Origin of the sequence: Cobetia sp. 1AS1 (assembly GCF_029846435.1) — a bacterium.
Classification (GTDB): domain Bacteria; phylum Pseudomonadota; class Gammaproteobacteria; order Pseudomonadales; family Halomonadaceae; genus Cobetia; species Cobetia amphilecti.
The window spans coordinates 138,367-158,893 of record NZ_JARWKU010000002.1; the positions used below are offsets into that span (position 1 = coordinate 138,367).

The window sequence follows — 20,527 nt, forward strand, 5'->3', positions numbered from 1 at the left end:
AGAGCTCACCAATGACCCGCGGGGCGCCGATGACCGGGCGCCCCGCGGGAAGACAGTGTTACTTGGACAGCACTGCGGCAGCGTTTTCCTCGATGATATCGAGGGCTTCCAGCAGGTCTTCGTCGCGGATGGTCAGCGGGCACAGGCACTTGACGACCTGACCGGAGTGGCCACTGGTCTCGATGATCAAGCCCTGCTCGAAGCAGCGTGAGGTGATGGCATCGGCCAGATCACCGTCACGGACATCGATACCGCGCATCAGGCCACGGCCCTTCTCGTGCGCTTCGAAGCCGTTCTCACGGGCCTTGGCGGCAATCTTCTGGAAGCGATCTTCGACGATACGGCCCTTGCGCTGGATATCGCGCTCGAACTTGTCATCACTCCAGAAGTGGCGCAGCGCGGCGGCGCCGGTCACGAAGGCCAGGGCGTGGCCACGGAAGGTGCCGTTGTACTGGCTCGGCTTCCACTGGTCCAGCTCGGGACGCATCATCACCATCGCGAACGGCACACCGGAGGCAGACAGCGACTTCGAGTTGCAGACGATGTCCGGCACGATGTTGGCGTGCTCGAAGCTGAAGAACTTGCCGGTACGACCACAACCCGCCTGGATATCATCGACGATCAACAGGATCTTGTGCTCCTTGCACAAGGCATCCAGACGCTGGAGCCATTCGATGGAGGCCGGGTTGATACCGCCCTCACCCTGCACGGTCTCGACCAGCACCGCTGCCGGGCGATCCAGGCCGCTGGAGGAATCCTTGAGCAGCTTGTCGAGGTAGGCAACGGTGTCGATGCCCTCACCCATGTAGCCATCGTAAGGCACGAATTGCGCACCCTGCGCCGGCAGGCCCGCTGCATCACGGAACTTGGCGTTACCGGTGGTGGCCAGCGCACCCATGGTCACACCATGGAAGCCGTTGGTGAACGACACGATGTTGTGGCGGCCGGAAACCTTGCGCGCCAGACGAATGGCAGCTTCGACCGCGTTGGTGCCGGTCGGCCCCGGGAAGTGGACCTTGTAGTCCAGACCACGCGGCTTGAGGATCACTTCCTCCAGCGCTTCGAGGAAATCGCGCTTGGCGGAAGTCCACATATCAAGGCCGTGGATGATGCCATCATTGCTGATGTAATCGACCAGTGCCTTCTTGAGTACCGGATGGTTATGCCCGTAGTTGAGCACACCGGCACCGGCGAGGAAATCGATGTAGCGCTTGCCGTCCTCGGTGAACAGGTGGGCATTCTGCGCCTTGGTGAAAACGGTCGGGAAAGAACGCGAATAAGTGCGTACCTCGGATTCCATCTGTTCGAGAATCTGCGTATTCATGCTGTCACCTCCCTGGTGATGGATGGCCGACTACTGAAATGGCCATACCAGAATGTAAAGACGATCCAACGAATGACACTGACCCTACCTCATTCACACATGGGGTCAGCAGGAGATGTCACAACCTTCCTGTCGTGAACATCTGCCGGACGGGACGTGATTCTTCTCGACGACCGACACAAGAATCATGACGGCGTCCCGTCCGGGACTTCTTGCGACTTGCTATTCGCCCGTGCTGCACATGGGCTCTGGCGGCACAAGAGCCTTGAGCGCGTCGAGCACTCAGATGTCGCGCGGCAAAAACGGGCCGATGCGCACCAGGTTTTCGGCAAGGTGCTCGCCACCCAGCTGGTCTGAAGAGAAGTACTCACGCGAGTGCAGCGGCACCTGCCAGCGCTCCGCGAGGCGAGTGAACAATGCCCAGGACGCCTCGTTGTCCGGCGTGATGGTGGTCTCGAGATGACGCACGTGCGCCATTTCGGGACGCTTCATCACGGCTTCGATCAAGCGACGTGCCAGGCCAGTACCACGCGCCTTCTCACCGACGGCGATCTGCCACAGGAAGAAGGTCTGCGGGGCGTCGTTGCGGGTGTAACCGGAAACGAAGCCGACGACCTCACCTTCCTCATCTGTCGCGATGGCGCAGCTGTCACGGAACTGCGTGGCCAGCAAAACGTACGAATACCCTGAATTGAGGTCCAGCGGCGGGCAGGCCTTGACCAGCTCGTAGATGCCCCAACCATCATCGGTAGTCGGCTGACGGATGAACAACGGCGCGCTGGCGCGGTTGATCACGGCATCGTGGGTGTGGTGGGCCAGGCCCTGAATCGTGGAAGTCATTGTCATGGTTTTCATAAAATATTTCGCAGTTGGCGAATTCGCTATAAACCATAACAAACCGTTATGGATGTCGCAAACCATAAATTATTCTCGCGAAGCGTATGGATAACGTAGAATTATCCCAAGCCCCGTATCGGTGAGCGTGCAAGCTCGGGCCAGTACAAGTACCAGTAACCAGTACCAGTACCAGTACCAGTACCGGGCAACTCTCGCCCTTGCCCACCGCCCGCTGATGATTTGTCCCCACCAGACGCAAGACGGCGCCCCTCGGGGCGCCGTCTGTTTGGCTGCTCATGCGGCATCTGGCCTTGCTTGCGTTGCCGCTGCCTTTCCATTACCGCAAAGGCGGCTTCTGCTCTAGTGCTTGAGCTCCAGGGCTTGAACCCAGGGCTTCCGTCACTGCTGTTTCTGCCCCTCACGTTTCTTGCTGGCGGTCGCGACAATCTGGCCCAGCTCATCATGGCGGCTGAACTGCACCGCGCAATTGCGGCCTTCATTCTTGGCGGCGTAGAGCGCCATGTCCGCATTGTGTGATAGCTGTTCACGGTCGCTGCCATGCTGAGGGGCGATGGCAATCCCGATGCTGCAGCCCACTTCCAGCTTGTGCTCTTCATACAGGAATGGCTTGCCCAGACTGTCGATGATGCGCTGGGCCAGCTGGGCGAGTTCCCCGTGGCGACCCAGATTCGCCTGGATGTCAGCATTGTGGACCAGCACCACGAACTCATCGCCTCCCAGACGTGCGACGAAATCGCCCTTGCGCACCACCTGGTTGAGTCGCTCCGCGATCACCTTGAGCGCCACATCCCCGGCGGCATGGCCATGGGTGTCATTGATGGGCTTGAACTTGTCGATGTCCAGCATCAGGCACGCCAGCTGCCCGCCTTCGTCATTGACGCTTTCGAGCCAATGCTCGACCCGCTCATAGAAATGCTGTCGATTGGGCAGTCCCGTCAGAGAGTCATGCATCGCCAGTTGCGTGATGCGCTTCTTGTAGTTGTTGCTCTCGATGATGTTGTACTTGAACTTCTGCAGCGCCCGCGCCATCTGGCCCACTTCATTGGTGTGCTGGGTGCTGTCGATCACCACGCTGACATCGTCATTGGCCAGGGTATTCATGGTCTGGGTCAGACGACGTATCGGCACCAGCACATAACGCCCGAACAGCCACATCGAGATGCCGATCAGCACCACGATCATCGCCAGCGCCAGGCCATTGACCACCGGGGCCACCGTGGCCAGCAGCTTGAGCGTCTTGCCGACCGCGGCAGAGGTGGCCCCGATCCGCATGCGGCTTTCATGATCCAGCACCGCCAGTGCGTCAAGCGCCGGCGCATCATTGACCTTGACCAGTTGATCGATCTCACGCGGTGAAAGGTCTGCCTGCTCGTCATGCAGCTGGTTGACCTTGTTCAAGCGGTCACCGTAGGACTGGATGACGTCGGCGATATCGCGGATGGCACGTTGCTCGGCGGTGTTCATGCCCAGCGCACGATAAGCCGCCAGGGTGGCGCGCAGCGATTCGATGTCCTGCGCCGCCTGCTGACCGTAGATGGCGTCACTGCGCAGCACGTAATTCTTGAAGTGGTGGATCATCTCGCCATAGCCGAGGTCACGGCGCAGGTTGGCCACCAGGCGAGCCTTGCCCATGCCGTTCTCGAGCGGATTGTCATTGTCACGCAGCTCCGCGATGGAGATACGCCGCAGGGTATCCAGCCCCGAGACGGCCTGGAAATCATCGATCTGAACCAGCTTGTCGATATCGGCACTCGAGCGCCCCTGCTCGATCATCGTGCGTATTCTGGGCACCATCAGCTCATAGCGGCTGATGGTGGCACGCAGACCCGCCACCGCATTTTCCTCCCCCTGGGTCAGTCCAAGGTTCTGATAACGGCTCAGAGCGCTGCGAGCGGCACCGATCTCGTTCTGCACCTCGCCGATCAGCTCGAGGTCCTGACGCAGCACGAGATTCTTGAAGTCATGCACCATGCCGCCATAGCCCAGGGCCTTGGTCAGCTGACCTTCCAGGCGCGGCTTGTCGGAGCGTGCCTGCTGATATTCCTGCCAGTCGCTCTGCAGGTCGGACACGTTGCGGGTAATGAATGCCAACACGACCAGCAACACCAGCCCCGCCAAGGCGGAAAGCACACAGATGATGATGTTGATGGTGCGAAAGCGCAGGTTGGCCAGACTCATGAAGGCTATCTCTTGACGATGGGAGGAAACGTTCGACGAAAACGCGTCATGCCGGCCAGCCGATGGGCGCTGCCAGCATGAAAAAGATACTGCCACGATACCAGATAAATCTAATACTTTACGCAGCAACTTCCCTGAACCTCCCTTCATACGCTGTATGCCCTGGCCTGGATGTCACAGGCTCGCGTCAGATCACCTCAGCCGGTTGAAGGCTGACGTCGCGCCCATAAAAAATCTCCCACCGAAAATCGATGGGAGATTGCGTTTCTGGCCTGTGCTTGGCTTCGACCCTGTCCTCGGGCCCGAAGTCAGACCCGACATCAGCTGTAGTAGGCGTTGGTCGTGTCGGTGTGATCGGTGACGTCACGCACACCGGTCAGCTCCGGAATACGCTCCATCAGCGTCTTCTCGACTCCATCCTTCAGCGTCAGATCGACGGCGGAGCAGCCCTGGCAACCGCCACCGAACTGCAATACGGCGACCTGCTCTTCGGTCAGCTGCACCAGCTTGATCTCGCCACCGTGAGCCGCCAGACCCGGGTTAATCTCGCTGTAGAGCAGGTAGTTGATGCGGTCTTCCAGCGGGCTGTCGGCGTTGACCTTGGGCATCTTGGCGTTCGGCGCCTTGATGGTCAGCTGACCACCCATGCGATCGGCATTGAAGTCGACGGTCGCTTCTTCCAGGAACGGCACGCTATGCGTGTCGAGATAGACCTTCAGCTTCGGTAGATCCAGGATCTCATCCGTCGGCTCTTCTTCGCCGGGGCGGCAGTAGGCGAGACAGGTCTCGGCATACGGCGTGCCCGGCTGGGTGATGAAGATGCGCACACCGATACCTTCGACGTTCTGCTTCTCGAGCAGCTCGGCAAGATACTCTTGGGCGCTATCGGTAATCTGGATGCTCTCACTCATGGCGCAGAGACTCTCTTGATGTCAGGTGACTAATGGCTCCATGTTAAGGAAAACCTGCTGCACTCGCAATCCTGAGCAAATCACTCGGGTTTGGTGTCCTGCGCGCGACCACTCCCTTGCCGGCACTCCTGACTGACTCATGTTGCGCATGAATCATGCTCATCGTGACGATTCTGCAGTCTGATACGATATCCCAAACTGGCCAGGCGGGGATTTCGTGAGCGGATCCCTCGCCAGCGCCTCTCAATAGCAATGAGTTCGCGCCTGTGGCGTGTGACTTTCTCGGCAAGGTACTGGGCTCAGAAGGTACTGGCTTGGCAAAGTACTGGCTTGGCAAAGTATTGGCCTGGCAGAGAACGCTACACGTTCGGGAGACAACGCGACAGGTCACGCACGCTGGAGTCCGTCATGGCGCAAGCCCTATCCCCTGTTCCTTATTCTCTGCCCCTGCCCGACGCGCTGAGCCAGGCGCTGCAGGAGCGCATCCTGGTCCTCGATGGCGGCATGGGCACCATGTTGCAGAGCTATGGGCTGGAGGAAGAAGACTTCCGTGGCGAGCGCTTCGCCGGCTGGCCAAGCGACATCAAGGGCAACAACGACCTGCTGGCGCTGACCCGGCCGGACATCGTCGAGGCGATCCACCGCGCCTACTTCGAGGCCGGCGCCGACATCGTCGAGACCAACACCTTCAATGCCACTCAGCTGTCGCAGTCCGATTACGGCATGCAGGCGCTGGTCCACGAGATCAATCTCGAATCGGCGCGCCTGGCGCGCAAGACGGCGGATGCCGTGGCCGCCGAGACTGGCATCCCGCGCTTCGTCGCCGGGGTGCTCGGCCCGACCAGCCGCACCTGCTCCATCTCGCCGGATGTGAATGACCCCGCCAAGCGTAATGTCACCTTCGATATCCTGCGCGACAACTACCGCGAGGCCGCATTGGCGCTCTTCGAGGGCGGCGCGGACCTGATCCTGATCGAGACCATCTTCGACACCTTGAATGCCAAGGCGGCGATCTACGCCCTCGAGGAGCTGTTCGACGAAGGTCATCCGCGCCTGCCGGTGATGATTTCCGGCACCATCACCGATGCCTCGGGACGTACGCTGTCCGGCCAGACCACCGAAGCCTTCTGGAACTCGGTGCGTCACGCGCGCCCGCTGAGCATCGGCCTCAACTGCGCGCTGGGCGCCGAGGAGCTGCGCCCCTATCTGCGTGAGCTGTCCGAGAAGGCCGATACCTTCGTCTCCGCGCACCCCAACGCCGGCCTGCCCAATGAATTCGGCGAGTACGACCAGACCCCGGACGAGATGGCCGAGATCATCGGCTCCTTCGCCGCGGCGGGTCTGCTCAACATCATCGGCGGCTGCTGTGGCTCCACCCCAGAGCACATCCAGGCGGTCAAGCGTGTGGTCGCCCAGTACCCGCCGCGCAAGGTGCCAAAGATCGCGCCGGCCTGCCGCCTGTCGGGGCTTGAGCCCTTCAACATCCAGCCGGACTCGCTGTTCGTCAATGTCGGTGAGCGTACCAACGTCACCGGCTCCGCGCGCTTTCGTCGTCTGATCAAGGAGGAGGACTACACCACCGCGCTGGAAGTCGCCCTCGAACAGGTCGAGAACGGCGCGCAGGTCATCGACGTCAACATGGATGAGGGCATGCTGGAGTCACAGGAAGCCATGGTGCGCTTCCTGAACCTGATCGCCTCGGAGCCGGACATCTCGCGCGTGCCGATCATGGTCGATTCCTCGAAGTGGGACATCATCGAGGCGGGGCTCAAGTGCATCCAGGGCAAGGCGGTGGTCAATTCCATCTCGCTCAAGGAAGGCGAGGAAAGCTTCCGGCAGCAGGCGCAGATCTGTCGCCGTCACGGCGCCGCCGTGGTGGTCATGGCCTTCGATGATGTCGGCCAGGCCGATACCTATCAGCGCAAGATCGAGATCTGTGAGCGCGCCTACCGGATGCTGGTCGATGACATCGGCTTCCCGGCCGAGGACATCATCTTCGACCCCAACATCTTCGCCATCGCCACCGGCATCGAGGAGCACGACAACTACGGGGTCGATTTCATCGAGGCCACGCGCTGGATTCATGACAACCTGCCCCATGCGATGATTTCGGGTGGCGTCTCCAACGTGTCCTTCTCGTTCCGCGGCAACAATCCGGTCCGCGAAGCGATCCACTCGGTATTCCTCTATCACGCCATCCAGGCGGGCCTGAGCATGGGCATCGTCAACGCCGGCCAGCTGGCGCTCTACGATGACCTTCCCAATGAGCTGCGTGACGCCGTCGAGGACGTGGTACTCAACCGCCGCGATGACAGCACCGAGCGCCTGCTCGACATCGCCGACAAGTACAAGGGCGATGGCAGCAGCGGTGAGAAGAAGGAAGACCTCGAATGGCGCAGCTGGTCGGTCAACAAGCGCATCGAGCACGCGCTGGTCAAGGGCATCACCGTCCATATCGAGGAAGATACCGAAGAGGCGCGCCTGCAGGCAGCCCGACCCATCGAGGTCATCGAAGGGCCGTTGATGGACGGCATGAATGTGGTCGGCGACCTGTTCGGCGCGGGCAAGATGTTCCTGCCCCAGGTCGTGAAGTCGGCGCGCGTCATGAAGCAGGCGGTCGCCCACCTCATCCCCTTCATCGAGGCCGAGAAGAGCGGCGAGACCCAGGCCAAGGGCAAGATCGTCATGGCAACCGTCAAGGGCGATGTCCACGATATCGGCAAGAACATCGTCGGCGTGGTGCTTCAGTGCAATAATTATGAGGTGATCGACCTGGGCGTAATGGTGCCGGCGGAGAAGATCCTGCAGACCGCCATCGACGAGAAGGCTGACATCATCGGGCTTTCCGGGCTGATCACTCCGTCGCTGGACGAGATGGTCAATGTCGCCAAGGAGATGCAGCGCCGCGGGTTTGAATTACCACTGCTGATCGGTGGTGCGACCACGTCCAAGGCACACACCGCAGTCAAGATCGAACCGCAGTATGAGCAGCCGGTCATCTATGTCACCGACGCCTCGCGCGCGGTGGGCGTTGCCTCGCGCCTGCTGTCGCCGGAACTCAAGGCAGCCTATGTCGATCAGATCCGCACCGAGTACGCCGTGGTACGCGAGCGCAACGCCAAGCGCCGCCCCAAGGCCGCGGACCTCGACTACCGCGAGGCGCGCAAGCGCCGTTTCCAGCCGGACTGGGAGCATTACACCCCGCCGGCCCCCAGCTTCACCGGCCTCAAGGTCTTCGATGACTACGATCTGAATGAACTTGTCGAGCGCATCGACTGGACGCCCTTCTTCATGAGCTGGCAGCTGGCGGGCAAGTACCCGAAGATTCTGCAGGATGAGACGGTCGGGGAAGCGGCGCGTTCGCTGTTTGCCGATGCCAGGGTGATGCTGCGCAAGCTGATCGATGACAAGGTGCTGTTGGCACGAGGCGTGATCGGCTTCTGGCCGGCCAACTGCGTCGACGACGACACCCTGGAAGTCTACGCCGATGAGTCACGCACTCAGGTGGTCGAGCGCCTGCATCATATCCGTCAGCAGATGACCAAGAACCGTGATGGCGTCTGTCACAGTCTTGCCGACTTCATCGCCCCGCGTGACAGTGGCAAGCCGGACTGGATCGGTGGCTTCGCCGTGACCACCGGACATGGCGCGGATGAACTGGCCAGGGAGTACGAGGCGGCGGGCGATGATTACAACGCCATCATGGTCAAGGCGCTGGCGGACCGTCTCGCCGAAGCCTTTGCCGAGCGCCTGCACGAACGCGTACGCAAGGAGTTCTGGGGCTACGATAGTCAGGAAGTGCTCGACAACGAGGCGTTGATCGCCGAGAAGTATCGCGGCATTCGTCCGGCGCCCGGCTACCCGGCCTGTCCGGATCACACCGAGAAGGCCACGCTGTTCCGCATGCTCGAACCGGAGACGCATGCCGGCATGGTGCTGACCGAGAGCTTCGCCATGTGGCCGGCGGCCGCCGTCTCTGGCTGGTACTTCGCGCACCCGGAGTCGAAATATTTCTCCACCGGCAAGATCACCCGCGATCAGGTGCAGTCTCTGGCGAGCCGCAAGGCAATGGAGCTTTCCGAGATGGAACGCTGGCTGTCGCCGGTGCTGAGCTACGATCCCGACGCCGAGTGATCCCCTCCATCAGCCGCCCCGCCGGTTGATGCAGCCAATGTCAGCTCCACGCGCCTCACCTCTCAGGAGATGGGGCGCGCTGTCGTCTGAGAGGCGATGTCTTCAGTTTGCCGAGCGCGCTATCATGGCGCTCTTCCTTGTCCGCTGTCGTGAGTCGCCCGTGCTACCGTTGTCACTGCTTTGTTTATCACTGCTTTGTTTGTCACTGCTCGGTTTCTCGCTGTTCAGTTCATCGCAGCCCAGTTCACTGGTTTCCCGCTTGTCAGCCGCCTTCGAGGCTTTTGACCCCTCCTGTTCCTATCACCTTTCCGACTCCCCGCGTGGGAGCGTCTGATGCTGGGGGATCTTGCGCGCAATACACGAATTCTGAAGCTGGCGCTGCCGATCATCGGGGCGATGCTGTCGCAGAGCCTGCTCAACCTGATCGACGCGGCACTGGTCGGCAGCCTGGGCGAGACGGCGCTGGCGGGTGTGGGGATCGGTGGCTATGCCATGTTCATGGTCACGGCACTGATCTTCGGGCTGTCCTCCGCCGTTCAGGCCCAGACCTCGCGACGCCTGGGCGAGGAAGCGCCTGAGCGTTGTGGTGAAGGCCTGAATGCCGGCCTGGTACTCGCGTTGTCGATCGGCATCCCCGTCACCCTCGCCTGCCATCACTGGGCTGAGCCGCTGCTCTCGCTGATCAATGACCAGCCCGGCGTGCATGAAACGGCCTCCTCGTATTTCCAATGGCGCGTGCTGGGGCTGATACCGGTCGCCATGGCGTTCTGCTTCCGAGGCTTCTGGAATGGCCTGCAGCGCACCGGCATCTATCTGCGCATCATGTTGATCACCCAGGCGGTCAATGTCGTGCTCAGCATCATCCTGATCCACGGTCTGTTCGGCGCCCCGCAGATGGGCGCCGATGGCGCCGGGGCCGGTACGACGCTGTCCTTGCTGGTCGCATTGGCGCTGTGGATCAAGGCGACGCTGGGCGAGCGCAGTCTGCACGGTGTCCTGCACGCCTGGCCGCCGATGACGCATTACCTGACGCTGCTCAAGCTGGCGGTGCCCCACTCCTTTCAGCAGCTATGGTTCGCGGCGGGCTACGCGATGCTGTTCTGGATACTCGGTCAGATCGATGCAGCCAGTGTCGCGGTCGGCCATGTGCTGGTGAATCTCTCCCTGCTGCTGATATTGCCCGGGGTCGGGCTTGGGCTTGCTGCCATGAGTCTGGTGGGTCAGGCACTGGGCAGCGGTGAGCATGAAGAGGCCCATCGCTGGGGGTGGGACACCGTGCGCGTGGCACTGCCGTGTCTGTTGCTGCTGGGCTTGCCGCTGTGGGTCGCGCCCCAGAGCGTGCTCGGGCTGTTCCTGCATCGCCCGCCATTGATCGAGCTGGGCCTGCTGCCGCTGCAGATGACGGCCGCCATGATCGTGCTCGACTGCACCGCCATCGTGCTGGCCCAGGCACTGCTGGGCGCCGGCGCCCATCGCACCGTGATGCTTGCCACCTTGAGCCTGCAGTGGCTGATCTTTCTGCCCGCGGCCTGGTGGTGGGGCGTCCATCAGGAAGGAGGCCTTGTCGCCATCTGGGCAATCCAGCTCGCCTATCGCCTGCTCAACTCGCTCGTCTTCGGGCTTATCTGGCAACGCAGAGCGTGGCAAGCCTTGCGCCTTTAAGAGTGCTGTGGCCGCGCTAATCGCTTGCTGTATTACGGGGCTTCTTGATTCTCCCTATTGTTCCTCGTTAGAGCTCTCTGCAGCCTCTTACTCCTGCCGCCCATGGTATATTTAGGAGTAGCGATATACGCCGCCCAATCGTTGAAGATTGGTGAATTGCAGCCTTGTTGAAGTCAATTCCCTGCTTACCCAGTCGCGTACCCTGATAGAAACAAAAGTAAATGCACTAGGGAGAACACCATGTCCGCTGCCACCATCAGGACAGGACGAGCACAACTTGGCTTGCCAAGGCTGATCGTCCTGTGTGGTTGCCTTGCCCTCAGCGGGCTGGTCGACGCCTCATCCTCTGGCTCTTCCTCCTCCGATCTCACGTCTCGAACCTCCGAAAACACTCAAGCCTCTGCCTACCCTACAGGCCAATCGAGGGCGCGTGGTGCACAGGAGGCGATGCCAGGACGCCCGCTGACCGCCACCTTCGTGAACCCCGGACTGCGTGGCGAACGCTTCTGGGACATGGTGACCGACACCATGCAAGCAGCCGCCCTGGACCTGAATATCTCACTGGAAGTCGTCTACGCCGAGCGCAATCCCTACCTGCTCAAGAAACTCGCGAATCAGGCTTTGGAAAGCCCTGCCGCTCCGGATTACCTCCTGCTGGTCAATGAAGAGCAGGCGGCCTCCGAGTTGTTGACGATTGCGGATGGCCACGACACTCATGTCGTGATGCTGTTGAACGGACTGACCCGCGAAGAGGCGCTGACCCATGGCACCCCGGGGTCCCTCCACCCCTCCTGGATCGGCAGCGTCATCCCGGACAACCACACTGCGGGAAAACGCATGGCGACCCAGCTGATCAAGGTGGCGCGAGAAGGCTCGCCCACCGGCCAATTGCATGGGCTTGCCTTGATCGGCGATACCCGAACCCCTGCCTCGATTGCCCGCAATACCGGCATGGTGGTCGGCTTTTCCCAGGACCAGGACGTCCAGATAGACCGCATACTCGAGGCGCGCTGGAATACTCGGGATGCCGAACATCTTACTGCGCAATATCTCAAGTGGGTCAGCCGCTCAAGCGGTCAGAATGATCTGATCTGGGCGGCGAATGATGCCATGGCCGAGGGGGCCATTCTTGCGCTCGAGTCAGCGGGCCTCACGCCCGGCGTGGATGTGCTGGTGGCAGGGCTCAACTGGTCACCGGAGGGGATCAGCATGGTGAAGGACCAGCGCATGCTGTTGACGGACGGCGGTCATTTCATGGCGGGAGCCTGGGCAATGGTGATGGCAAGAGACCATGCCGATATAGAGGAATGGACCCCCAGAACCGTCAACTTCCCGATGAGCGCCATCACGCATGACAATGTGGCGCGATATGGCCCGCTTCTGGAAAACCCTGACTGGGAAGCTGCAGATTTCGCCGCCTTCGGCTTGCAGGCATCGCGGGATGACTATGAGTTTGATCCGATGAGGGTATTGACGCAGATGCTTGGCCACCAGGCCGCGGCATCCGGATTGCCCCGTCAGGCTCCTGCCACCCAGAGGAAGACTGCACGTTCCAGCGCGCTCATGGACGCCCCTCAATGAGGAGGCTCAAGGAGAGCTCGCAGGGCGACTTTCATCGCCGCTGGACCTCACCACGTTGCCTGAATCACGGAGTCAGCATGAAGCTGACACGTTTGCTTTCTTCACTTCGGTATCTCAATGTGGTCTGGGCAGGCATCGTGACGGCATTATTAAGCTCCCCCATGATGTTCCATGCCCAGGCTCAGGCAGAGCCAGGGGCCGAGACCGCCATATCGACCAAGTCCATCAAAGAGGTCGTATTCCTGAATCCTGCTCATGCTACAGAAAACTTCTGGGAACAGATGATCAAGGCGGCCTCCACTACCGCAGCCTCGCTGGGAATGACATTGGAAGTCATCAGTGCCAAGCGCAATACCGATGAATTCATTCGTCTGGGTACGGAGGTGATGACGCGCCCGGATCCACCCGATCTACTGATCACCACCAACAATCATGGCCTGGCTATTCCGCTACTGGCCACCAGTGACACCACTGGTGTTCCAGTGATGATAGTGCTGAACAGCCTATCCCCTGAGCAACACCAGGTCGAGGGCAAACCCCTCGGCGGTCATGCCCATTGGCTGGGCAGTGTAGCGCCTGATCATCAACAAGGTGGCCATGACACCATGCAGGCTCTCATCGAACGCCATCGCCAAGTGCATGGCGAAACCGAGGGCACGGGCATCGCCCTTGTGGGCGGACAACACGACGAAGCGACTCACCTGAGGCTGCGTGGGATGCAGGATGCTCTGCGTAAAGCCCCTTACCTGTCCGTGGATAGAACATTTCAAGCCAATTGGAACTATGAGGATGCATTCAAGGCAGTAGACCGCTATGTGAAGCGCCAGGACGGCAGCTTGCCGCTGCGGGTCATCTGGGCTGCCAGTGACCTGATGGCGATCGCCGCGATCGACGCGCTGAAGCTCAATGGCTTGCGTCCGGGCGAGGATGTAGTTGTCGCTGGCATGGGCTGGACACGCGAAGGGATAGACCATCTACGTTCCGGTGAAATGGAGGCCAGCGCGGGGGGTGGCGCCCTGGCGACAGCCTGGGCACTGGTGTTGCTGGCCGCTGTGCAGCAAGAGGTGATCACGCCTGAAGCGCTCGGCACCCGCTACTACAGCATGGGCCTCGCCACGAGTGCTGACCCCGACTCTTATCTCGACGAGATCCCACTGGAAGTGCTGGCGCTCAAGCCGTTGAGTCATCTGGTAGAGGTGGTGGCGATATTGTCCGACAACGCCGCGCCTTTCCTGCCGCCATCGCCACGTCAGGCCTCCACTGCCGGTGCATTGAAACCTGAACCTCCGGCTTCCGCCACTGAGGGGGAACAGCGTCATGATTGATGACCAGAGACTCACAAAGACTCCCGATGCGGTGCCCAATAGTGATGGCGAGAATGCGTCACCGCTCAGATGGCGCATACTGCGGATACTTGCACCGCTGGTGTTTGCCATCTGTGCCATCAGTGGAATCGTGAGTTATTACCTGTATACCAGCGAGGCCGTCGAGCACATGCATGATGACCATCAGGAAATGATGGATATCGTGGCGCTGTCGATGCCGGACGCGATATGGAACTTTGACGATGAGAAAGTTCATGTCTACCTCGAGGCACTCAGTCACCACGCCAGCGTTCACGCCGTGCGCTACTTCAATCATGAGGGTGAACTTGTCGAGGAGATTGCCAAGAGCGGCACAGCGTTGGACCCCATCACGCATTCGAAGAATCTTGTCTACCAGAATTCACTGGTCACGCAGGCTGTTGGCAGGCTTGAGCTGGAGAGCACCAACGCCCCGTTGCTTGCCGCCCGTTATCAGGGTGGAGCTGTGCTGTTCGGGATCGCCCTGACCATCATTCTGTCGATCCTGCTGATGCTTTCCTGGCAGTTGAAGCGCTATGTGATGGACCCCTTGAGCAATGCCGTGAGGCGCATGCGGCAGCTGGAGGGCCAGCACGCCACCTTCCAACGCATCCCCCCCGTTCACTCGCGCGAGATCAACAAGGTCATCGTGGAGCTGAACAAGCTGGGGGAGCGAATCTTCAACATGATGGAAGCGCTGCGCGATAACGAAGAGCGCTATCAACACTTCTATCGTGATACCCCCGCGTTGCTGCTGGTGATCGACGACAAGGGCACGGTACAGGATGCCAGCGAGCAAATGCTGGAGGTGACCGGTTGGGCTCGTGAACATCTTGTCGGCATGCCCTTCCATGCTCTCATCAGCAGTCAGAATGGCAAGCACATCCATCGCATCAGCACAGCCTTGCGACTGGGCAATGCCTGCAACGACCTGGTGATGACATTGAACTGCCAACACCAGGAAGACCGTCAGGTTCAGGTGGTCATTCCGGCCGCCAATGGCAGCCAGGCCCGGGGCACGATGATGCTGCTGTCGGACATCACCGAACTGACCAGGACCCAGCAACGGCTGTTGGAGCATGAGCTGATTGACCCCTTGACGCAGTTACCCAACCGGCTGTCGCTCAATCAGCATGTCCAGCAGTTGATCGCACGTGACGCTGTCTTTGGTTTGCTGCTGGTCAATATCGATCGATTCCACAGCATCAATCACCACCTGGGGCCGATGGACGGCGATCTGCTGTTGAAAGAGGTTGGCGCACGGCTCAAGGAGTGTGACCCCGACTGGATCGGACGTACTGGTGGTGATGAATTCGTCATGACCTGTGATATCAATGACTTGCGCCCACTTGTCCACCGGATTCAAATCGCTTTCTCCCATCCGCTGCTCAAGGCTGGCGAACCCATCCATCTCAGCCTGAGCATGGCGGGCCTGCAGGCGCAGGCAGATGACGAGAGCCCCAGCCGCCTGATGCGTCTGCTGGAACTTACCGTGGTGGACATCAAGCACGAGGGGGGCAATCAATACCGCACCTGCGTCCGTGATAGCGCGCTGGAAGACGGTGAGCCGTTGTTCCTGAAGGAGCGCATGATTCGCGAAGCCTTGACCATGGGCTGGTTCCGCCTTTATCTACAGCCCATCTTCCGGGCGGCCAGCGCGGACCTGGAGGCTCCGGAACTGCTCGGCGCGGAGGCACTGATCCGCCTTGAGCACCCTGAGCTCGGCCTGGTGCCCCCCGATGAGTTCATTGCGGCGGCAGAAAAGACCGGACAGATCGTCGAGATCGGTAACTGGGTATTGGAAGAGGCTGCCATCATTCTGTGTGAATGGCGACGACTCGGGATCGAGGAGCGCTATCTGTCCGTCAATGCCTCCGTCATCCAGTTCAGGGATCAAGGTATTCTGCACCAGCTCGAGTCACTGCTCGAGCGCTACCCGATTCGTCCCTCGCAGCTGGTGGTCGAGGTCACCGAGAACTTGATGCTCGACAGCAAAGACAGCCTGCGTTATCAACTGCAGGCCATACGTAGGCTGGGCGTCAACCTTTCGCTGGATGATTTCGGAACAGGCTTCTCATGCCTCTCTTATCTGCACGAACTGCCTTTCGGCATCCTGAAGGTCGATCGCTCCTTCGTCATGAACGTCGAGACCAGTCGCCGGGACAGGGAGCTGGCACGGGTCATCGTCGCGATGGGCCAGTCACTCGGTATGCAAATCGTTGTCGAGGGGGTCGAGGAACGGGGGCAAGCCGAATTCTTCAGGGATATGGGCGTCTACGCCTTCCAGGGCTATCTCTTCGGTCGCCCGATGCCGCAGCAGGCCTTCGAGACGCGCTTTCCCGCCAACGCGGATGCGCGTGTCAGTCTACTGAAACCTGTCAGGAGGGCACCAGGCACAGGCAATGATCCGGGCTGATGGCGTCTGACTGAGGCCCTCCGTTCTGCGCAAGCCCGGCATGCGGCAGGCCCGTGCCTTTCGTGAGGCCCCGGGCAACATGACCAGACGCCTCCCCTCCGGCGTCTGGTCTTTTCTTTTTCACTGCTGGTAGGCAAACTCAACGCGCCTTCTTAATAACGTCATCATCGAAAACTATGAGGATTTATTCTTTTAAAGAATAAAGAATAGAGGGTATGGTGGCTTCAGCATCAACAAGATTCGCATCAGTGGACGATCATCTGATGCCCGACCGCAGGACACCCCTGACATGTATCGCTATGACACCTACGACCAGACACTGGTCGACGAGCGGGTAGCTCAGTTCAAGGACCAGATGGATCGCTATCTGGCGGGCCGTCTGGGAGATGAAGAATTCCGCCCTCTGCGCCTGCAGAACGGCCTCTACATCCAGCGTCATGCCCCGATGCTGCGTATCGCCATTCCCTACGGCATGTTGAGCGCTGTTCAGCTGCGCGCCATGGCGGCCATCAGCCGTCGTTATGACCGTTCCTATGGACACTTCACCACCCGTCAGAATCTGCAGCTGAACTGGCCGAAGCTGGAAGATGTCCCGGCGATTCTCGCCGAACTGGCTCAGGTCGAGATGCATGCGATCCAGACCAGCGGCAACTGCATCCGCAATACCACCACTGACCAGTTCGCCGGCATCGCGGAAGACGAGACCGTGGATCCGCGTCCGTGGTGTGAGCTGATCCGTCAGTGGTCCACGCTTCACCCGGAATTTGCCTATCTGCCGCGCAAATTCAAGATTGCCGTCACCGGTGCCAGCGCCGACCGTGCTGCCATCCAGGTCCACGATATCGGCATTCGTCTCAACCGCTCCGACGATGGCAGCGTCAAGGCCACCATCCTGGCGGGTGGCGGTCTCGGCCGCACGCCGATGGTCGGCGACATCGTGCGCGAAGACCTCGACTGGCAGCACTTGCTGACCTATCTGGACGCCATCGTGCGTGTCTACAACCAGTGGGGCCGTCGCGACAACAAGTACAAGGCGCGCATCAAGATCCTGGTCAAGGCACTGGGAATCGAGGAATTCCGTCGTCGCGTCGAGGAAGAATGGGCCCACCTCAAGGATGGCCCGGAAACCCTGACCGACTCCGCCGTCACCAAGGCGACCAGCTACTTCCCCGAGCCTGAGCGTCGTGAAGTCAGCGCCGAGGCCATCGAGGCCTATGAAACCCTGCGCCGCGAGAACCGTGCCTTCGCGCGTTTCGTGACCAACAACGTCGTCGGCCACAAGGTGCCGGGCTACAAGGCCGTCACCCTGTCGCTCAAGCGTCGTGAACTGGCCCCGGGTGACGTCACTGCCGACCAGATGGATGCAGTAGCTGACCTCGCGGAGCAGTATGGCTTCGGTGAACTGCGCGTGACACACGAGCAGAACCTGGTGCTGTCAGACGTGCCGGTCGATGAACTCGAGACACTCTGGAAGGCGCTGGAAGAACTCGGAATGGCCAACCCGACCGTGGGCACGCTGGCGGACATGATCTGCTGCCCTGGTGGCGATTTCTGCTCGCTGGCCAATGCCAAGTCGATTCCCATTGCTCAGGCACTGCAGGACCGCTTCGAAGACCTCGACTTCCTGTACGACCTCGGCCCGCTGGACCTGAACATCTCGGGCTGCATGAACGCCTGTGGCCATCACCACGTCGGCAACATCGGCATCCTCGGTGTCGACAAGAAAGGCCAGGAGTTCTACCAGGTTTCGCTGGGCGGACGCAGCGACGACAACGCCACGCTCGGCAAGATCCTCGGCCCGTCCTTCAATGCCGAAGACATGCCGAACGTCATCGACAAGGTGCTGCAGGTGTATGTAGAGCAGCGTCTGGAAGATGAAGTCTTCGTCGATACCTACCACCGCATCGGCATGAAGCCGTTCAAGGAGCGGGTCTATGCCTGAGGTGACTGCAGAAATGACATCAGCACGTGAATTGACCGATCAGCGCCAGGGTGGCGTCATCCGTCAGAATCAGCTGGTGAGCGAAGATGCCTGGCAGGTCGTGCGTCTGGATGAAGACGGCAATCTGCCGAGCTATCAGCAACCCGCCCTGCTGCCGCTGGCAGAATGGCAGGCGCTGGTCGCCGCCGGCGAAGGCTCTGATCATCTGGCGCCCTGGCTTGCCAGTGACACCGAGCTCACGCCGGAGCTGGGTAAGGCACTGGCGGACGCACCGCTGCTGGCGGTCGACTTCCCGAATTTCAATGATGGCCGCGGTTACACCATCGCCCGTCTGATGCGAGAGCGCTTCGGATACCAGGGTGAGATTCGCGCCATCGGTGACGTTCTGGTGGATCAACTCCACTACATGAGCCGTTGCGGCATCAGTGCCTTTGCCCTGCGTGATGATCAGTATGTGGAAGATGCCTTGCATGCCCTGAGCTCGTTCAGCGTCAGCTACCAGACCGGCGTCGACCAGAAGACGCCGCTGTTCGCGCGTCGCTGATCGCCCGCTCTTGATCACTCACTGCTTCTGCCTTCGGATAGACACTGGATAGAAGGCAATCGCAGCCGAGTGAGCCAAGCAAAAGCCCCCGTCCAGGATGGCCTCCTGGGCGGGGGCTTTTTCCATGTCTGATGTTTCGTATCTGAAGAATCTTGTCTGACATTTCGTCTCTGTCGCCTGAGCGGCTCATCAGCCGGCGACGACCGTGGACAGCAGCGCCATCCCTCCCACCAGCAGTGCGGCCATCACCAGTCCCACCACCAGAAAGTCCAGCGCATGGCCGTGCTCGAAATCACGCTTGCGATTGGCCTCCTTCTGGACACCAAAAAATGCTGCCAGTACGGATTTGACTTCATTGATCATGATCGCCTCCTAGTCGGTGACCTCACGCAATTCATCATCTGGGCACAGGGTTGTTGAAGCCTGAGTTGACTGGGGACAAGCACAGGATGCTCGCGCGCATTCCAGCAGAGGGAGCTATGCTCAACTCAGCTCAGGTTGCGAAGCCTGTGCCACCAGACACCAGCAACTATCACTATTGGTCACAATAACGCCAAACACCAGCCGCCCCGCAGGTATTGCCCCCAAGGTTTGCACTCATCAGCTATCAGATACCATGAGACAGGAGTCCAGAATGCCAGTCGCCAATCAACCGATGCAGCCTTTCGCTGCCATGTTCAGCACCCCACTGCCCTGGATGAATCGACCCGACGACCTCGTGCATCCCCTCGCCCCCTTGATGCGTTGTCAGCAGGTATGGTGGACCCTGAGCCTCAAGGCATATGAGCAGGAAATCGAGTTTATTCGCATGTGGCAGACCAAGAGCATGGAAATGGGCCAGTGTCTGCTATCGACCGGGTTCGTTGACCCTCACGAGTCGAAGGAGTGCCTGACGGAGATCGTCAGTGATGTGCAGGAACATACCGTCAAGCGCCTGCAACGCCTGCAAGGCCTGACGGATGAGTTGAAGGAAGCCATCTGGGAGGAGATCTAGGCCCAAGGGCGAGGGCTGGTGGGAGCGTTGTCGAATGGAGATTGTCGCCAAACAGGCAAGCGGTTTCGTCAGTAGGCCGGCAAGCCGATAATTCGCTAGCCGGTGAGCCAATAAACAGACGTCAGAAACTCTATCGGGCTAGATAATTCACTGGATCCAGATGAGCCAAGCGAGAAACGCACAACGCCCAGCCTTCAGGAAGAAGTGCTGGGCGTTGTTCTTGCAGGCTTGCAGGCCTGATCAGACCATCGCGACACGCAGAGTCATATCTGCATAGCTCAGGACAAAGTGCAAAGAGACGTCAGTCAAGACGAGGGCTTAAGCTGAATTCTCTGACTCCGCGCCTCCCTTGAAGGCCTCGAGTTCACGCAGCCATGTCTGGGCGGCCTCGCGATCGAGATCGAATTCCGCGATCAGGCTCTCGAGCCGCGCCACGAACTCCGCTTCACGCTGCTGGGCGCGCGCGTCGTCGGCGTCGTGGTTCGACTCAGCGGCGGGCGCCGGCTGAGAAGAGCGATCCAGCGCATTCAGCTCTTCCGCCAACGCCTTTTCGAGCTCATCAAAGAGAGCACGCTGCTTGCGAGCACTGGCAATGATCTTTTCATCATGTCGGTTCATGCACGATTTTCCACTTTTGATC

At 60.2% G+C, this 20,527-nt stretch carries 14 protein-coding genes; 8 read left to right on the forward strand and 6 right to left on the reverse strand.

Annotated elements, in window-relative coordinates; all coding sequences use genetic code 11:
- Nucleotides 1–58: 58 nt before the first annotated feature.
- The 4 genes from ectB to nfuA form a co-directional block, all read right to left on the reverse strand.
- Nucleotides 59–1,324, reverse strand: a complete 1,266-nt coding sequence (gene ectB / locus QD280_RS04410) for a diaminobutyrate--2-oxoglutarate transaminase (protein WP_192838801.1) — start codon at nt 1,322–1,324, stop codon at nt 59–61.
- Between the two features lie 282 nt (nt 1,325–1,606).
- Complete coding sequence (gene ectA / locus QD280_RS04415; RefSeq protein ID WP_279833635.1) at nt 1,607–2,170, reverse strand: diaminobutyrate acetyltransferase; 564 nt, start codon at nt 2,168–2,170, stop codon at nt 1,607–1,609.
- A 390-nt stretch (nt 2,171–2,560) separates the two neighbouring features.
- Nucleotides 2,561–4,360: a sensor domain-containing diguanylate cyclase gene (locus QD280_RS04420; protein ID WP_279838442.1), complete on the reverse strand. Its 1,800-nt coding sequence runs from the start codon at nt 4,358–4,360 to the stop codon at nt 2,561–2,563.
- A gap of 320 nt (nt 4,361–4,680) precedes the next feature.
- Complete coding sequence (gene nfuA, locus QD280_RS04425) at nt 4,681–5,271, reverse strand: Fe-S biogenesis protein NfuA (RefSeq protein ID WP_054556652.1); 591 nt, start codon at nt 5,269–5,271, stop codon at nt 4,681–4,683.
- A gap of 408 nt (nt 5,272–5,679) precedes the next feature.
- On the opposite strand from nfuA, the gene metH reads away from it, so the two are divergent.
- The 7 genes from metH to QD280_RS04460 all read left to right on the forward strand — a co-directional run bounded on the left by metH (nt 5,680) and on the right by QD280_RS04460 (nt 18,893).
- Entirely contained in the window at nt 5,680–9,405 is a 3,726-nt protein-coding gene (gene metH, locus QD280_RS04430) for a methionine synthase (RefSeq protein ID WP_279838443.1), read from the forward strand.
- Nucleotides 9,406–9,738: 333 nt separating this feature from the next.
- Complete coding sequence (locus tag QD280_RS04435) at nt 9,739–11,067, forward strand: MATE family efflux transporter (protein WP_192838805.1); 1,329 nt, start codon at nt 9,739–9,741, stop codon at nt 11,065–11,067.
- A 240-nt stretch (nt 11,068–11,307) separates the two neighbouring features.
- Nucleotides 11,308–12,648 (forward strand): ABC transporter substrate-binding protein, encoded by a 1,341-nt coding sequence (locus QD280_RS04440; protein ID WP_279838444.1) that lies wholly within the window; start codon nt 11,308–11,310, stop codon nt 12,646–12,648.
- Nucleotides 12,649–12,725: 77 nt separating this feature from the next.
- Nucleotides 12,726–13,973: an ABC transporter substrate-binding protein gene (locus tag QD280_RS04445; protein ID WP_279838445.1), complete on the forward strand. Its 1,248-nt coding sequence runs from the start codon at nt 12,726–12,728 to the stop codon at nt 13,971–13,973.
- A gap of 130 nt (nt 13,974–14,103) precedes the next feature.
- Nucleotides 14,104–16,407 carry a bifunctional diguanylate cyclase/phosphodiesterase gene (locus QD280_RS04450; protein WP_279838446.1) on the forward strand — a complete coding sequence of 768 codons (2,304 nt, stop codon included), beginning with the start codon at nt 14,104–14,106 and terminating at the stop codon, nt 16,405–16,407.
- A 289-nt stretch (nt 16,408–16,696) separates the two neighbouring features.
- Nucleotides 16,697–18,349: a nitrite/sulfite reductase gene (locus tag QD280_RS04455; RefSeq protein ID WP_279838447.1), complete on the forward strand. Its 1,653-nt coding sequence runs from the start codon at nt 16,697–16,699 to the stop codon at nt 18,347–18,349.
- Entirely contained in the window at nt 18,342–18,893 is a 552-nt protein-coding gene (locus QD280_RS04460; RefSeq protein ID WP_082388755.1) for a DUF934 domain-containing protein, read from the forward strand. Before QD280_RS04455 ends, QD280_RS04460 begins: the two co-directional genes overlap by 8 nt.
- Nucleotides 18,894–19,082: 189 nt before the next feature.
- Here the strand turns inward: QD280_RS04460 and QD280_RS04465 are convergent, their stop codons facing one another.
- Entirely contained in the window at nt 19,083–19,256 is a 174-nt protein-coding gene (locus QD280_RS04465) for a DUF2970 domain-containing protein (protein WP_082388754.1), read from the reverse strand.
- A 271-nt stretch (nt 19,257–19,527) separates the two neighbouring features.
- Here QD280_RS04465 and QD280_RS04470 point away from each other — a divergent pair, with 271 nt between their 5' ends.
- On the forward strand, nt 19,528–19,887 hold the full coding sequence (locus QD280_RS04470; RefSeq protein ID WP_153635789.1) for a hypothetical protein: 360 nt from the start codon (nt 19,528–19,530) through the stop codon (nt 19,885–19,887).
- A gap of 318 nt (nt 19,888–20,205) precedes the next feature.
- Here the strand turns inward: QD280_RS04470 and QD280_RS04475 are convergent, their stop codons facing one another.
- Entirely contained in the window at nt 20,206–20,505 is a 300-nt protein-coding gene (locus QD280_RS04475) for a hypothetical protein (protein WP_279838448.1), read from the reverse strand.
- Nucleotides 20,506–20,527: the final 22 nt, after the last annotated feature.

Coding starts and splice junctions, on each gene's coding strand:
- QD280_RS04455 (WP_279838447.1), top strand. CDS start 16,697: ATGTATCGCTATGACACCTACGACCAGACACTGGTCGACGAGCGGGTA.
- metH (WP_279838443.1), top strand. CDS start 5,680: ATGGCGCAAGCCCTATCCCCTGTTCCTTATTCTCTGCCCCTGCCCGAC.
- QD280_RS04460 (WP_082388755.1), top strand. CDS start 18,342: ATGCCTGAGGTGACTGCAGAAATGACATCAGCACGTGAATTGACCGAT.
- QD280_RS04475 (WP_279838448.1), bottom strand. CDS start 20,505: ATGAACCGACATGATGAAAAGATCATTGCCAGTGCTCGCAAGCAGCGT.
- QD280_RS04440 (WP_279838444.1), top strand. CDS start 11,308: ATGTCCGCTGCCACCATCAGGACAGGACGAGCACAACTTGGCTTGCCA.
- nfuA (WP_054556652.1), bottom strand. CDS start 5,271: ATGAGTGAGAGCATCCAGATTACCGATAGCGCCCAAGAGTATCTTGCC.
- QD280_RS04435 (WP_192838805.1), top strand. CDS start 9,739: ATGCTGGGGGATCTTGCGCGCAATACACGAATTCTGAAGCTGGCGCTG.
- ectB (WP_192838801.1), bottom strand. CDS start 1,324: ATGAATACGCAGATTCTCGAACAGATGGAATCCGAGGTACGCACTTAT.
- QD280_RS04445 (WP_279838445.1), top strand. CDS start 12,726: ATGAAGCTGACACGTTTGCTTTCTTCACTTCGGTATCTCAATGTGGTC.
- QD280_RS04465 (WP_082388754.1), bottom strand. CDS start 19,256: ATGATCAATGAAGTCAAATCCGTACTGGCAGCATTTTTTGGTGTCCAG.
- QD280_RS04470 (WP_153635789.1), top strand. CDS start 19,528: ATGCCAGTCGCCAATCAACCGATGCAGCCTTTCGCTGCCATGTTCAGC.
- ectA (WP_279833635.1), bottom strand. CDS start 2,170: ATGACAATGACTTCCACGATTCAGGGCCTGGCCCACCACACCCACGAT.
- QD280_RS04420 (WP_279838442.1), bottom strand. CDS start 4,360: ATGAGTCTGGCCAACCTGCGCTTTCGCACCATCAACATCATCATCTGT.